Consider the following 14,677-nt stretch of genomic DNA (forward strand, 5'->3'; position numbering starts at 1 on the left):
GGAAATACTCGCTACATTGAACTTCGAGGCGGCGTATTCTAGCACGCGCTCACCGTTCATTCACCCCCTGTGAACGGCCAGTTAAATGCGCCAATCAGCGACAGCGGCTGGCGCGGGTCCTGCAGGTAGCAGCGAATGCTTTCGGCAACCAGCGGTGAGCGCAGGTTCGGTGCGTTAAGAATTTCCTCAGCACTGAGCCACAGGCAGCGATCGATATCGCTGTCATGCGGTTCGGTGGCGCACAGATCGCTAAGTTCGATGGCGAACAGGAAGCGCAGAAACGGCGTGTTATCGGGAGCGACCCACTGGTGCATGCGGATGAAGTGCTGCGGCGTGGCGCGAATGCCGGTCTCTTCCCACAGTTCGCGTTCGGCGGCCTGCAGCAGCGTCTCATTGGCCTCCAGGTGGCCCGCCGGCTGGTTCCACAGCGCTTTGCCGTTAATGGTCTCTTCGACGATGAGGAATTTATCCTCGGCGTGAACCACGCAGGCAACGGTGACATGAGGTTTAAACATCGCTTTTCCTTTTTAGTTATTCGGCTTTACGCCATTCGCCGTTGGCCAGCCCGTCAAGCGTATAGCCGCCCATGGCGTAGCGGATCAGACGCAGGGTGGGGAAGCCGACGTGGGCGGTCATCCGGCGCACCTGACGGTTACGTCCCTCGTAAAGGGTGATTTTCAGCCAGCGGGTGGGGATCGATTTGCGCTCGCGAATAGGCGGGTTACGCGGCCACAGCCACGCGGGCTCCTCCACCACTTCCACGCCTGCAGGCAGGGTGGGGCCATCGTTGAGCGTGACGCCGTCGCGTAGCGCGGCCAGCGCCTCGGCGGTGGGTTCGCCTTCCACCTGGACGTAGTAAATCTTGCCGGTGCGTTTACCCGGCTGGGTTAGCTTCGCCTGCAGCGCGCCATCGTTGGTCAGCACCAGCAGCCCTTCGCTGTCGCGGTCAAGACGACCGGCGGCGTAGACGCCCGCCACGGGGATAAAATCTTTCAGCGTGCTGCGCCCGGCTTCGTCGGTAAATTGCGGCAACACATCATAGGGTTTATTGAACAAGATCACAGTTTTTGGCTGGCGTTCTTTACGTTGTCTGGTGACTTGTTGTGTGCTGAATCGCTCAACGCGATGTTTTCTAAATGAAGTTTTCTGCATGGTATTTTCAGGCTCTATCAATTGCCGCATTATAGCCTAATTACGAATGCCTTTCATGGACGCAAACATTCAGGTAGTATTGACATGCTCATTACAAATTATTAACAAAAAATTGCTCAAACCGATTCGCACTACAGGCAGGAAGGCGACACGGACGCGATAGCTCCGCTTAGCGGGAAAACCCGGTACGCTGGAGCTGGCCGACTCAGCCAACACCAGGCTCGCGTGAAGAGGGAAGAGCAGAACCAGAAGCGCTCGAAGGAGAGGTTAATGGAAAGCAAAGTAGTAGTTCCGGCGGAAGGTCAAAAAATCACCCTGCAAAACGGCAAACTGAACGTCCCTCACAATCCGATTATCCCGTTCATTGAAGGCGACGGTATCGGCGTTGACGTTACCCCAGCGATGCTGAAAGTGGTTGATGCCGCCGTTGAGAAAGCCTATAAGGGCGAGCGTAAAATTTCCTGGATGGAAGTTTACACCGGTGAAAAATCGACCCAAGTCTATGGCCAGGATGTCTGGCTGCCAGCTGAAACCCTCGATCTGATTCGTGACTACCGCGTTGCTATCAAAGGTCCTCTGACCACCCCAGTCGGCGGCGGCATCCGTTCTCTGAACGTGGCGCTGCGCCAGGAGCTGGACCTCTACGTCTGCCTGCGTCCGGTACGTTACTACCAGGGCACCCCGAGCCCGGTTAAGCACCCTGAACTGACCGATATGGTTATCTTCCGTGAAAACTCAGAAGATATCTATGCCGGTATCGAGTGGAAAGCCGACTCTGCTGAAGCAGACAAAGTCATCAAATTCCTGCGCGATGAGATGGGCGTGAAGAAAATTCGCTTCCCGGAACATTGCGGTATCGGCATCAAGCCGTGCTCTGAAGAAGGCACCAAACGCCTGGTTCGCGCCGCGATTGAATACGCGATCACCAACGATCGTGATTCCCTCACCCTGGTGCACAAAGGCAACATCATGAAGTTCACCGAAGGCGCGTTCAAAGACTGGGGCTACCAGCTGGCTCGCGAAGAGTTCGGCGGCGAGCTGATCGACGGCGGCCCGTGGGTGAAAATCAAGAACCCGAACACCGGTAAAGAGATCGTGGTGAAAGACGTGATCGCCGATGCGTTCCTGCAGCAGATCCTGCTGCGTCCGGCGGAATACGACGTTATCGCCTGTATGAACCTGAACGGCGACTACATCTCTGACGCGCTGGCGGCACAGGTTGGTGGTATCGGTATCGCCCCGGGCGCCAACATCGGTGACGAGTGCGCGCTGTTCGAAGCGACTCACGGTACTGCTCCGAAGTATGCTGGCCAGGACAAAGTGAACCCGGGCTCCATCATCCTGTCCGCAGAAATGATGCTGCGCCACATGCAGTGGTTCGAAGCCGCAGACCTGATCGTCAAAGGCATGGAAGGCGCTATCGCCGCCAAGACCGTGACCTATGACTTCGAACGTCTGATGGAAGGCGCTAAGCTGCTGAAATGTTCAGAGTTTGGCGACGCGATTATCGCGAACATGTAATCTGGCCCTCAGATTATGTCAGAACGGGAACCTGGTGGTTCCCGTTTTTATTATTAGCTTTCGAACGGTTATCAAAATTTTATCAAAACAAGTTATCAAAACCCCTCCCGAAAAACCTCATAAGGCCACCGTTGTCCACCCCTTACCTCGATCATCATGGTACCTATCCGTTTGTTGTTGAGTTTTATGTCCAAGTAAATCTTTCGTGTTTATACCCTGGGCTTTATATAACCGCTCGGAAAGCGATCTTTGTTCATGGAAAGTTGCCGGTGTACCTTGTCCCCAGTCAATATCTGCACTGTCTCTTGCCTTGCTGAAATTCATGGTCAGTGTTCTGGGTTTCACCTGCGCTCCTCGCTCAGCCTGTGAGGTGGTTCTAAAGAAATGAACCAAATAAGGGCTTACTGCATAATCCCGGCAACGACTGATTACATCTCGGAGGCTCCAGTTGATTGCGTTGCAACGCAGAGCTAATGGTATAGCGATTTTGCTTCCGGTTTTCTCTTGCTCAACGTGTAGATGATCGTCCCAGATGTCCGAGAATTTCATACGGGATATATCACCTAGTCGCTGTCCTGTTACTATGGCTAAAAGCATGGCGTTCCCCATGTATTTGTGATTTTCATCGGCTATATCAAAAATCTTTTGCCATTCCTCCAGAGTGAGGCGCTGGCGAGTGATCTTTCTACGAGGTTGTTTAGTTGCTAGTGCAGGGTTATAACCAGGAGGTACTTCTCCCGCATGCTGAGCTTCTTTAAAAACATCTATTAGGACAGAGCGAATGACCTGAGCCATTCTGGGTTGTCCCTCCGCTAAATATTCATCAAGAATTTGCGCAACATCTCGAACATTGACAGCGGATATTAATTTCATTCCTACACGTTCCTTAAGCAGAGATACTGGTTTTGCTTTTTGTTTGATAGTGTTTTCTTTAATATCTCCGGACTTTAATCTTTCCTGCTGAATCTTCCAGTAACGTTCAAGCCAGGTGTTAGTTGATATTGATTTTCCTGAGTTGGTGGATATTCTGTCAGTGATTGCCATTATCTGGCGGGTTTGTTGTTCCGCCAGTCTTTTATTTGCTTCAATAGCTATTGCCGTGGCCTCTGCTTCATCTGTACCTAGACTATGAAACTTACCAGTTATCGGGTGCTTATAACGCCAGTATACTTTATTAACCTTTCTACTGTAGAGCGGGTATAAATTTGGAATAGATATATTATTTTTACGTGGTCTGGCAGCCATCGTTCAAAATCCTCTGCAAAAGAACAGGGTCGCTTTTCTTTACTACAGGAGTGGTCAATGTACCGACCAACTCAGCATCCTCCCTGACGCGCCAGAATCGACCTTCTTTTTTGGCTGGGGGAGAAAACATATTCTGTTTAGCATAATTCCTGAGAGTGGAAACACTTGGAGGATTGCTTCTGTATTTCTCGTTTGCCCACTCTTCAAGGGTTAACATCTGGAGCATATGTTTTACCTCATTATGACCCATTGCTGGGCCAGTATCTGAAAATAAAAAATCAGTTTTGCATCAATTTTTGCAGCACCTGATTGCCGGAAATTATTCGCTGCCAGATTGCTGACACATAGCGGGCCTGATGAATAGCATCAGCGAGGGCATTGTGACGATCACCTTCAAACGGGATCGTTGTTTTGGGGTCGAAGCCAATGGCCTGGCCGAGCTCTACCATTGTTCGTACGTCCCGATCGTTCCAGTATTCCCACGGATAATCTTCAGCAATGCAATCGTAAGAAGAACGCAGAATGGAGTTATCGAATGACGCACCGTTACCCCATACCTGTGCCTTTTTGCTCCCGCCAGCAACATTATCAGAGACAAATTCTCTGAACTGGAGTAATGCATCCAGCAACGGGATAGCATCATCATTTACGATCGCAGAGCGTGCTTCGGAGGACTGCTTAAGCCACCAGATAACAGTAGATGGATCGATTACGGCGCCCCAGTTCACAGAGGATTCAAGGCATACGACTTTATAGAAACTTTCTCCAATAGAGCCGGTTGCCGGGTCAAAAACAACCGCACCAATAGCGACGATAGGGGCGTTATGTTTTTTACCCATGGTTTCCAGATCAACCATAACGTGAACATAATCAATAGGCTGATCTTCCTCCTTATTATGAGGACTGGATTCAATATCTACAGCATCCGTTTGATGAACAACTTCATCTGTTTTTTCTTTTTGGTTAACCTTGCCCGTAACGTCAACAAGACCGTCAATGGAAAATACTCCGTCCCCAATTTTTGAAACCTCAGGTTGCCTTGATTTGGGAAGGTCTTCGGTTACCCACTTCGGATCAGTAGGGTCGCTAATCCCTTCGACATATTCGCCGCGCTCGGCGGCCAGAACCTGATTAGCGTTCGGACGCTGCTTTTGAGCTTCTTTTACGAGTTCGGTGCCAACTGCTTTAAAGTCAGAGGAGAGTGTTTCCATTTTTGCGCTGCTATCCTCTCCGGCGATTGCTTGGTTTATTGCATCCAGAGTGACTGCAGCAGATGGAATATGTCCCGCCTTGGCAAGCATTTCAGCGCTTGGGGTATCATGCTTATGTTCAGTCAGATTCGCGTTGATGTAGCCACGCAACCGATCTGGAAAAGGAGTTATTCCACTGGATGCTTCCCTGATCAGTGCAAAAATCGCTGCACGGGAATAATCAAGGATGCCTGGTGTGCTCCGTAATGCTGCAGACCATTCTTTAAATGGACTTTCTTTCTTCTGTACTATTTCCTTCGCGCGGCGGTGGACTGATGCCGGAAAATTATAGATATCAAAATCCATAGGCATCGTCGCAAGGGCGATCTCTATATCCAGAGTATCCAGCGAATGCTGATAATCCGGATTGCGGTCAGTTTTGTTACCGCCACCAGCATTGGCGCCAGTATCGGTTTTGTTTATTGAGGTGATATAGTTTCCAGCAGCCCATTCCTTTGTAAGGATCCCGCGGTCAATGTGAGACGTTTCAAGCCACAATTTGGCGAACTGAATTTGCTTGCCGAGCTCATGGCGTTTCCCCGCAGGAAATACGCTCTTAAATGCACTGGTAAATTTCCACAGGCCAGGCATATCATATTTTTTAAGCTCCGGAATATTTTCTGCCGTCAGCAGCAGATTCTGCACACCGTGATTATCCGTATCCATTTCCATCGCTGAAAGGCGGTTACGATGAGGAATGCTAATGTGATACACGTGACGTTCGTCGGCCATATACTGGGCAAGCAGCTGCGTGCGGAAAGACATTTCCGCCAGGTTGAAGAGTGCTTCTTCATTGTTCGAATAGTCTTCTTCATCACTATTTGCAGGAGAGATATCGTTTTCTGGTTTACTGGAGGGCTGTGGTTCAGCAGCCGCCGGCGCAACGATTTTTTGCCATGTCAGCCCGTCTTCACCACCAAGCTCGTAGCGATCGCACCAGGTGTCATCCAGTACACCTTCTTCCGGTAAGTCATCAACGATGAGCCAGTTGGTGCGGATCGGCAGCTGATGGCTGGCGCCGCGGCCAACGTTAATTTCAGCGTCTTCCAGGATGTCCAGGATTTTGCGCTCGGCGCGAGAATCGGATTTAGCAGAGAACCAGCAGAAGAGGCTTTTCGCTTCGTTTGCTTTTGCCTTAGCTTTAATGAGATACGGGTAGTTGTTCATTGCGTTTGGGCTCCTTTGGATTGTAAGATACCCGGCAGCTGATGGCAGCCGCCCTGGTGGTGGTCATTGGTCAAAACTCGATTCCGGAAAGCTTTGGTCGGCTGACCGGGTACTTAACCCGCCTTGCGCGGGTTTTGTGCTTTATGAGGCTTCTGCAGGCTCTTTGCCGTAACCAGGGTATTCCTCTAGCACTTTTATCAAGGTTGCTTGCGCTTCCTGATGCTGCTGCGTAAGAGCCAGTTTTATTGCTGTTCCAAAGGATTCGGCAATCAGCTCAAACTTCCTTGCAAGCCTGGCCGTTTCATCGACTTGTTCGCCCATGGCTTCCATTTCGAAGTTATGTTCAGTCCACACTTCGTCTAAAACATCCTCTTCAACTTCATCACGCAGTGCCTCTTTCACCTCGAGGACCGGCAGGATACCGATGAGTTGCTCAGCTGGTGTGTTACTGAATTTCAATGCCAGATCATTAGCTGACATAAAGCCTCCGGAAAAAGGCCCGCCTTGGGCGGGCAAAGATAATTTTTCCAATTTAACCAGAACAGGCCTCGCCTCCTGTTTGGTTACGATGGCGGTATTACCATCACAATGCCCTGTGCACCGGGCATTAGGCTGGTAAGCCATTGGTCAAAACTCGATTCAAAAACTCACTGCAGGCTGTTGGTCGTCAGCCATTTTTTGTGCATTTCGGTAAGGGAGGCACTGGCCCTGTATTTTTTGTTCATCGGCGTTGCTGTTGCAGCTGGCCTCTGATGGATAAACACCGATCAGAACATCAGAGCATTCACCAGTGAGAGCACATACGCTGATGACAAGGGCAAACAGGGTATTCATGCCTCAGCCTCAGGGTTTCCTTTCTGCGCCAGCAAGTAACACAGCTGGCGTAGTCTCACCTCGAACCAGTTCAGGCGGGTCGCCTGGTTCCCGGTAGGTACTCGGGCAAAATCCTTCATAGTTATCTCCAGTTAACTCAGTATTAGGATGTGGTTTTGCAATGCGGCGCCGGGTGCCTCCCGGTGACGGCAGCCAGTTAACAACTACCGCCGACAACTTTTTCCCCACAACATGTGAATAACCGCCATGTTTATTTTTTAACTGTGCCGCGTGCGCATAGCCGCATTCACCGCATTGCAAAACCTACTAGTCGTGATGCCTGTCTTTTCACCACTTCAGGCTCGGTGGTATTCTTGGCGCTCTCACACAGCCAAATAAAAGAGAGCAAAATGTCTCGTAGCCCTATACCTGTCTTCTGGTACGAAAATCCCGCTCACTATGAAGAATTCCAAAAAATCCTTTCAGATGCTTACGTCCTTCCCTTTGACTACCACGACTGGCGTATCCGCACCGATAGCATGGTGGAGCGCTACGAAAACAGCGGTATCCAGGCTGTGAAGGTGGTAGCCAGCACTTACGATTTCATCACCTGGTGCCAGGCCCATGGACGTGATATCAGTACCAAAAGCTGCAATGATTACGCGGTCTCCGAATCGGGCCTCCAAATCCTGCGCGACAGAGAGTTTGATTGGGGAGACGAGTAAAAAGTAAATTTTCCCTATCTTGGATATATCTATTCTCATAGTGATGTCCTATCTCATGCCTGTAACGCCGGCCGGCGGAACGTTTAAACCTGCTGCGAATTCTTCTGGTCGTCATCTCATCCGGTGTTTCGTATGCCGCCGGCAGCTACTTCGTGGGCTTCCTGCCTCGATGACGTGTTTCTGTGTGATTATTATAGTCACGATATGTGTTGTGTTGTCAATACACAATATGTGTCCAGTGGGGATAAAATAAAACCAGCATCTAGCTGGCTTTATCAAAGTTATTCGGAGTCTTTCTTGAATCTGCCTTGGAGGTATCGCTCAACGTATTCATCAATCTCTTTTAAACGAACTTCGAAGAGATCTAGCATTCTGTCTTGCTCAGTATCAGGTAACTGATTGAAAAGATGAAGCATCCTGCGTTGTTTTGGGGGGAGTTCTTGTCCTTTATTAAGTTCATCACCAAAAAGAAGATAACTCGGGGTAGTGTCCAGCACTCTCGCCAAGACAACAGCATCGTCGATACCTATGTTTCTCACGCCTAGCTCATAGTTACCAACGCGTGAGGCCGTAGCCCAGCCGCACAGCTTAGAAAGTTGCGCTTGGCTTAATTTTTTCCTTTCGCGAAGAGCTTTAAGTCTCTCGCCGACAACTTCAGACATGCTTTTCATATGCAAAATGTTACCACGCTTTGTGGCATCGTATTGATCACGTTTTGAGATTGACAATAGACACATATTGTGACTAAATTAGTTGCATCAAATAGCAAGGAGAAATCAAGTGAACAACATTGCTTCTGAGCGTCAAAAGCTGGGCATCTCTCAAGCACAGCTTGCAAAAACTCTCAATTGGGGTCGTTCGCGTCTATCAAATTATGAGGCCAACCTTCGCGAACCTGGATTGACGGAGTGCCGTTCTATTGTGGATGCACTTAACAAACTAGGAGCTGAATGTTCGCTTGATAGCGTCTTCCCGACTGATAAAGAACTGAGTGGGAGGCAGGCTTAACCATGCAAACCATCTCTTTTAAAAATCATAACCCGGTAATGGGGCTGCAACTGAACTCAGAAAATCAGTTTTCCGGTCTACGCCGGGCTCGGATGAAAAGTAGAGCAATTTTTGCTGCCGTTCAGGAATGGGAGTCGACTTTACCTGGACGTGCACAGGACCACATCGCGCAGCTGGTGGCTGAGCAATGGAGAAAACAAAACGGGCGCGGAATTAACGTCAATAAACAGAATCTGTACCGCTACCTGAAAAACGAATCCGGTTCAGATAAGTACGCCAGTTACGTCATGCAGCTTTCAGGAGCGATCGCTGATGCAATGCCTATTGAGATTGCGCGCAAACACGGATTGAAACGTGGATTGACTGAAAGCGAGCTGGTGGCTCAAGCAATCAAAGAGTGTAGCGAAGCGCACCAGGCAAAATTGCTTGGCGCTCCGTTGCAAAAGTTAGAGCGTGAAATTCGGGAGGCAGCAATTGCACTTTTTAACATGCTTCCTGCAGATACGGCGGGACCACTACTGGCGAGCATAAGCGCCGTAGCGCCACAGTTTTTTTAATCGAGTTTTGACAATGAGTACCGTACAGAAAATAGGGGGGCTTCATGAGCATTGACGCAATGCGATGGGCCAAAAAAGTCAAGACAGGGAAGTCCTCTGCAAAAGCTGTTCTGACCTGGATGGCCGACATGTGCGGAGCTGATCTCTGTGCTTTTCCATCCATTCCTGCGCTGGCAGAAGCAACTGAGCTGGATAAGAAAACGGTCCAGTCGAGCCTGCAGTATCTGATTTCGATCGGGCTTATTGAAGATACAGGTGAACGGCGTGGAAAGACTAAACAAATCCCGGTTTACCGACTTCTTGGTGTGGAAGAAAGCGTTGCTGAAATTGAACACACCCAAAAACGGGAACATTACCAAAAACGGGATCGTTTAAACATTCCCGAAAACGGGGTTGTTACAGCTGAAAAGGCACCCGAAAACGGGACTGTTTCCTGTACGCAAAACAACCAAACGATCCCGTTTTTTCCGTCAAACGATCCCAAAAACGGGATCCGGAATCTACCAGAGGAACCAAAAGATATAACCCCCACACATAGGGTTCTGGTCGAACCAGTTGTGCCTGACTATCCGAATCAACCGGGAATAGTTCCTGGTGAAACACAAGCATTCGGAAAATTTGCGATGTATTTCGGGTGGAAACCTTCCGAGGATTTTCCCCGACTGGCAACGATTTGGGGAATGCCATTAAGACCGGGGATAAATCTTGCTGCCGAGTTAAGCAGCTTCATCGCGTACTGGCAGGTTGAAGGCAGGGCGTTTCACCAGGTCCAGTGGGAGCAAAAACTAGCAAGACATCTTAACCGTGCGGAAGTCCGCCAGAAAAAACCAGCGAACGGGAGTAACGATCATGTGGGAGTACGAGCAGAGCCAGCAGCATCCAGAGCTGTTCAACAGATTCGAGCCGCCCGTGAGCAGCGGTTGCGAGTTGCAGGAACAGACGGCCGTAGAAACGGCGTGGCGCCTATGGGAAGTGATGGGCGAAATCTTTTCGAACCGATGGATCCTGAAGAACGGAGAGGAACCATCAGAGCTCTGGATCGCTCAGATTGGGTCGATGAGTGAAGCCCAGATTACGCTGGTTTGCCGGCAGTGCATGGAGCGTTGCGCCGCGGGCAGCACATGGCCGCCGGATCTCGCTGAGTTCGTTGCGCTGGTATCTGCCAGCGGTGCTAACCCGTTCAATCTGACATCCGATGCAGTGATGGCGGAGTACAAACGCTGGAGAAACGAGTCTTACCGATATTCGGGAAGCGACAAATACCCATGGAAGCAGGATGTTCTGTATCACATTTGCATTGAGATGCGCAGAACCGGAGTTGAGAGGAACCTGACGGAGGGAGAGCTGAAAAAACTGGCAGAAAACTTACTCACGAAATGGACCAAACACCTGGCTAACGGGTTTTCGATTCCGCCAATTCGTCAGCAGTTGGCAGCACCGAGACATCCTGCAGGACCGACGCCAGCACAGCTTCTGATGGAAGAGTACAAACGCCGCAAAGCGGTAGATTTAACCAACTGATCGCATACTGGCCAATGACCAAAACATTAACCCAAAAAGAGCAGATAGAAGCATGTTATACTAACATAAAGATAAAAATGGGTATGCTTAATTATATGAAAGTAATAGATTTATTCGCGGGAGTTGGTGGGCTTAGCTTAGGCGCTGCTAGAGCAGGGTTTGACGTTTCCGCCGCTGTTGAGATTGATTCGCATGCTATTGAAACGCATCATGTTAACTTCCCAAATTCACGACATTTTATGAAAGATGTATCTTCCATTGATGGAAAGGAATTACTAAAAAGTATTAATTTGGAATCACTTGATTGTTTAATTGGTGGTCCACCTTGTCAAGGTTTTAGTAGCATTGGTAAAGGAAATGTTGATGACGTAAGAAATGAATTATATTTTCATTTCTTTAGAATTATTAACGAAATACAACCATTATGCTTTTTGGCCGAAAATGTGCCAGGTATTATGAATGAGAAATATGATCCAATTAGAAATAAAGCATTATCTTTAATTAAAGATGATTATTATATTTTGCCACCTTTGAAAGTGAAAGCTTCAGATTATGGTGCACCAACAACAAGAACTCGTATATTTTTTATTGGCTATAAAAAGACACTTGGTAAAGACCTACTGGATATAAAGCAATTCACCCCGAAAAAAGCTGAGCGTATGATTACAGTCGGTGATGCCTTAGCAGGCATTAATTTTATGGTAGAACCAAGTTGGCAGACTGATGCTGAGGCTTGGCATAAAGTAGAACGCCATTTTAAAGGCTCTTTTTACGATAAATTGTGGGGTGAGATACCTTCTGGGGTTGGGGATAAAGAAACGCTGTATAAATTGAAACAGGGAAAAGTTTCTGGATTTTTGGGCACTCTGCATAGCCATGAAGTTCAGAAGCGTTATAACAATTTACAATTTGGAGAGATTGATCGTATATCTAAATCTAAACGTTTAGATCCTAATGGATTTTGTCCAACATTAAGGGCTGGTACAGGGAAGGAAAAAGGCAGTTTTCAAGCAGTTAGACCTATTCATCCATATCAACCACGTGTTATTAGCCCAAGGGAAGCTGCTCGGCTTCAAGGCTTCCCTGATTGGTTCAAATTTCACCCAACAAAATGGCATAGTTTCAGACAAATTGGTAACAGCGTTTGCCCTATAGTTGCTGAAGCAATGCTGTTACCATTAGCTGAACTGTGCAAAATGTTTAGTCAGAATTGCACCTTAGAAAACCAAGGTATTGCTCTTTGATACTCAATAAAGGTTTTTAATTGATTAATTGTTTTGGGTTCTGTCTCAGAGAGATAGAATCCCATAGACTCAATAATTTCTTCAGGGGTGCTATTTGGAAGTTTCGATTCAATTTCAAACCGCTCTTTTAAAGACATCGTAGGAATACTTATATTTCTCGGCTTATCCCACGTTTTATCGATAAATGGCCAATGTTCTAAGCGAGACCTTTTAAAGAAACGATTGATTTTTGATTCATCATTTTCTAACAAAATTCCAGTAGCTGTGAGCATTGTTTGGCCATCAGCATAAATAAAAGATGATAATGGTTGCATAAATATATCAGACCTAGTGGATAATCCCATATTAACTGCTTTACGAATTGCGTGAAGTAATGTTGTTGGATACCTTTTTGAATTCGTATGATCTGGAGTTATTGGATAAGGTGCATATCTATCTAATATGGAACTTAAATTTGATGCACGATAGTCTTGGGGAGTTGCAGAGTACGGTGCGTTGGGATCGCGACCAAGCGTTTCAGCGTGAGCGTTAACAGTAACTTTTAATATGTCGTAGGCATTAAGTTTGTTGCAGAGTAGTTCAATTTCGCCTAATTGGTCGTTCAACATAGAAGGCAAAGTGTAATCGAGCCATACTACATGCCGAGTTCTTTTTTTAAAGTTATAATTTGTAAGGAAATTTTGACTTGTTTGTGGCTCTTTCCCGATATCTATACAAGAATTCGGCATATTAAATTTCTGACGCTTATGTGTATTTTCAACAATCTCAAGAGAAATCATTTTTTTTATTTTTAGAACGCTATGCATTACTTTGAAATCCTCAAGAAAAGGTCCTCCAAAACCAGCGTATACATAGTCAGATATATTTTTACAATTATTTACCTTTCCTAATAGATCGATAAACAGATTCCGGTCAACGGCTTTATTATGCCTAAGATGGTAAGGTATGCTGTTTCCATTACTCATTTTCTAAAGCCTCTTTTAGCATTTTATCAAATGTTTTTCGCCCAACGTCAACAGCCGGTACATTCACATCATCGAATAGATATTCTGCCACTTGGTTAAACTCGTCAATTTCAACGCTATATTTTATGAGTTTGGTTTTGTTAATAACTTTTGGCAATGGAAGTGAGGGTTTGTATATTTTCCCTCCAAATGGCTTAGGATTCGCTTTGAGTTGTTTTTTAGGAATTATATTAATAAGTTCGCTTGAAGTCGCAGGGAGCGACTTATTACTCATCGATTTTATAGTGTTATTACTGTTACCGTAGGATTTCCATTTATTAGTAAAGTTAATGAAGGTTTTAAGACCTTCACGCATATAGTCTTTTACGGCTAGGTAAAGGTCTGAATTGCCATCAATTCCGCGTTTTGTAGTGGTTACGGGTAATAAACTGGCATCATTTGAAGTGAATTTTACTACGCCTGCAATGCCAATAAATTGGGTGTGATATGCAGGTACTCCCGCTTCCCCCCACCCTGTTAATCTTGTTTTATCAGAATAAATGACAACGCGGTCATTACAAATAACCGTCCAACCAGCCTTTTCGCTAGAAGTTTTAGATTCTAAATACTCTACATCTTCATCATCAGTTGTAAGATCTCTATAGAACCCGACAGATAACTCTATACTAACTCCATTTTGTTCATTAGTGTAAACATAAGGAGTTATTCCATCCCCGTTTTTAAAAGCATTTTCATCATAAAGAAGAGTTGTGAGACTTGGTTTAATCACTTGGCCGTTTAAACTAATTTTAAAACCTTTGTTTATAACTATTGCGAAATGATTGGATATGACATTCATTAGATCTGATTGGAAAACAATCTTATCTCCTAATAGTCTAGATATACCATCTCTTATCTGGGTTATTTCAATTCTAGTGCCATTATGATTTAATCCGGTGGCTTTGTGTGTTAATGGTAAGTACCAATTACTATCATCGATTAACCAGTCTGGGCGAATCTCGACCTCATATTCATCTTCGTCTGTTTTTGTCGAAACAATGGAGTGAGAACCCATTTTAAACATTGCTCTTTTCATACCAATACCATATACACCTATGGTGGGTACTGTTCTTTCTTTACCAAAATTTGTGTTACCTAATCGGAATGCCTCATTTTCCGCACGTTCAGCAGATATCCCGCCACAGTTATCCTCGATAATGAATTTATCCTTGTCCATTATCAAATTTGTGTAGAACCCGTTATAGTTTTTAACGGGATTGGTTGATATTGATCTCATTGCGCCGTCAAGACAGTTATCAACAAGATCAAGTATTGCATCTGTAAGTTCTATATCTCGTGTCAGCATATCCACAAAAAACTTTTTCGCTGGCGAGGCATTAACTGGAGTGTTGTTCAATTTCATTTCCTTAGTAGATAATTGAGACATTACTGCTTGATAATACATTACTAGTAATGCGCCTTCATAGCCAAAAAAAATTTTTATGAATGAACGCATTGATTGTATCGAGA

Annotated in this window: 17 protein-coding genes; 7 read left to right on the top strand and 10 right to left on the bottom strand. The window is 46.5% G+C overall.

All coding sequences use genetic code 11. The features are described 5' to 3' along the window. Positions 1-56: 56 nt before the first annotated feature. Complete coding sequence (locus CW267_RS10555) at positions 57-515, bottom strand: NUDIX hydrolase (protein ID WP_008806030.1); 459 nt, start codon at positions 513-515, stop codon at positions 57-59. 16 nt (positions 516-531) lie between these two features. After that, positions 532-1,182 carry a 23S rRNA pseudouridine(2457) synthase RluE gene (rluE, locus tag CW267_RS10560; protein ID WP_023339894.1) on the bottom strand — a complete coding sequence of 217 codons (651 nt, stop codon included), beginning with the start codon at positions 1,180-1,182 and terminating at the stop codon, positions 532-534. A gap of 240 nt (positions 1,183-1,422) precedes the next feature. Here rluE and icd point away from each other — a divergent pair, with 240 nt between their 5' ends. Beyond that, positions 1,423-2,673 (top strand): NADP-dependent isocitrate dehydrogenase, encoded by a 1,251-nt coding sequence (gene icd, locus CW267_RS10565; protein ID WP_008806032.1) that lies wholly within the window; start codon positions 1,423-1,425, stop codon positions 2,671-2,673. A gap of 117 nt (positions 2,674-2,790) precedes the next feature. On the opposite strand, the gene CW267_RS10570 is transcribed toward icd, so the two are convergent. The 5 genes from CW267_RS10570 to CW267_RS10595 form a co-directional block, all read right to left on the bottom strand. Beyond that, positions 2,791-3,918 carry a site-specific integrase gene (locus CW267_RS10570; protein WP_032418030.1) on the bottom strand — a complete coding sequence of 376 codons (1,128 nt, stop codon included), beginning with the start codon at positions 3,916-3,918 and terminating at the stop codon, positions 2,791-2,793. Next, on the bottom strand, positions 3,899-4,144 hold the full coding sequence (locus CW267_RS10575; protein ID WP_012542206.1) for an excisionase: 246 nt from the start codon (positions 4,142-4,144) through the stop codon (positions 3,899-3,901). Before CW267_RS10575 ends, CW267_RS10570 begins: the two co-directional genes overlap by 20 nt. A gap of 52 nt (positions 4,145-4,196) precedes the next feature. Further along, complete coding sequence (locus CW267_RS10580) at positions 4,197-6,335, bottom strand: exonuclease (RefSeq protein WP_100781324.1); 2,139 nt, start codon at positions 6,333-6,335, stop codon at positions 4,197-4,199. Positions 6,336-6,476: 141 nt separating this feature from the next. Next, positions 6,477-6,815 carry a hypothetical protein gene (locus CW267_RS10590; RefSeq protein ID WP_072123312.1) on the bottom strand — a complete coding sequence of 113 codons (339 nt, stop codon included), beginning with the start codon at positions 6,813-6,815 and terminating at the stop codon, positions 6,477-6,479. A 159-nt stretch (positions 6,816-6,974) separates the two neighbouring features. Next, positions 6,975-7,169, bottom strand: coding sequence for a DUF1482 family protein (locus tag CW267_RS10595; RefSeq protein ID WP_099217174.1), 195 nt, complete (start codon positions 7,167-7,169; stop codon positions 6,975-6,977). Positions 7,170-7,558: 389 nt separating this feature from the next. On the opposite strand from CW267_RS10595, the gene CW267_RS10605 reads away from it, so the two are divergent. Beyond that, positions 7,559-7,873, top strand: coding sequence for a hypothetical protein (locus CW267_RS10605; RefSeq protein ID WP_040234937.1), 315 nt, complete (start codon positions 7,559-7,561; stop codon positions 7,871-7,873). A 281-nt stretch (positions 7,874-8,154) separates the two neighbouring features. Here CW267_RS10605 and CW267_RS10610 read toward each other — a convergent pair whose 3' ends face one another. Next, complete coding sequence (locus CW267_RS10610; protein ID WP_032429384.1) at positions 8,155-8,544, bottom strand: helix-turn-helix domain-containing protein; 390 nt, start codon at positions 8,542-8,544, stop codon at positions 8,155-8,157. Positions 8,545-8,653: 109 nt separating this feature from the next. On the opposite strand from CW267_RS10610, the gene CW267_RS10615 reads away from it, so the two are divergent. Genes CW267_RS10615 through CW267_RS10635 form a run of 5 tightly spaced genes read left to right on the top strand, consistent with a single transcriptional unit; the run spans position 8,654 to position 12,203 of the window. Then, a complete protein-coding gene (locus CW267_RS10615; RefSeq protein ID WP_072041862.1) occupies positions 8,654-8,881 on the top strand; it encodes a helix-turn-helix transcriptional regulator in 228 nt (75 codons plus the stop codon). Positions 8,882-8,883: 2 nt separating this feature from the next. Then, positions 8,884-9,438 carry a toxin YdaT family protein gene (locus tag CW267_RS10620; protein WP_100781326.1) on the top strand — a complete coding sequence of 185 codons (555 nt, stop codon included), beginning with the start codon at positions 8,884-8,886 and terminating at the stop codon, positions 9,436-9,438. A gap of 44 nt (positions 9,439-9,482) precedes the next feature. After that, positions 9,483-10,502 carry a DnaT-like ssDNA-binding domain-containing protein gene (locus CW267_RS10625; RefSeq protein WP_074439630.1) on the top strand — a complete coding sequence of 340 codons (1,020 nt, stop codon included), beginning with the start codon at positions 9,483-9,485 and terminating at the stop codon, positions 10,500-10,502. Then, complete coding sequence (locus tag CW267_RS10630) at positions 10,414-10,959, top strand: replication protein P (protein ID WP_227521835.1); 546 nt, start codon at positions 10,414-10,416, stop codon at positions 10,957-10,959. Before CW267_RS10625 ends, CW267_RS10630 begins: the two co-directional genes overlap by 89 nt. 14 nt (positions 10,960-10,973) lie before the next feature. Then, complete coding sequence (locus CW267_RS10635; protein WP_227521836.1) at positions 10,974-12,203, top strand: DNA cytosine methyltransferase; 1,230 nt, start codon at positions 10,974-10,976, stop codon at positions 12,201-12,203. Here the strand turns inward: CW267_RS10635 and CW267_RS30020 are convergent. Together CW267_RS30020 and CW267_RS10640 are read right to left on the bottom strand one after the other, a co-directional pair. Then, positions 12,164-13,168: an O-methyltransferase gene (locus tag CW267_RS30020; RefSeq protein ID WP_133124644.1), complete on the bottom strand. Its 1,005-nt coding sequence runs from the start codon at positions 13,166-13,168 to the stop codon at positions 12,164-12,166. The two genes, CW267_RS10635 and CW267_RS30020, sit on opposite strands and share 40 nt — an antisense overlap. Continuing rightward, positions 13,161-14,663 carry an ATP-binding protein gene (locus CW267_RS10640; RefSeq protein WP_165787433.1) on the bottom strand — a complete coding sequence of 501 codons (1,503 nt, stop codon included), beginning with the start codon at positions 14,661-14,663 and terminating at the stop codon, positions 13,161-13,163. Before CW267_RS10640 ends, CW267_RS30020 begins: the two co-directional genes overlap by 8 nt. Positions 14,664-14,677: the final 14 nt, after the last annotated feature.

It is taken from the genome of Klebsiella sp. X1-16S-Nf21, assembly GCF_002837615.1.
Classification (GTDB): domain Bacteria; phylum Pseudomonadota; class Gammaproteobacteria; order Enterobacterales; family Enterobacteriaceae; genus Klebsiella; species Klebsiella variicola.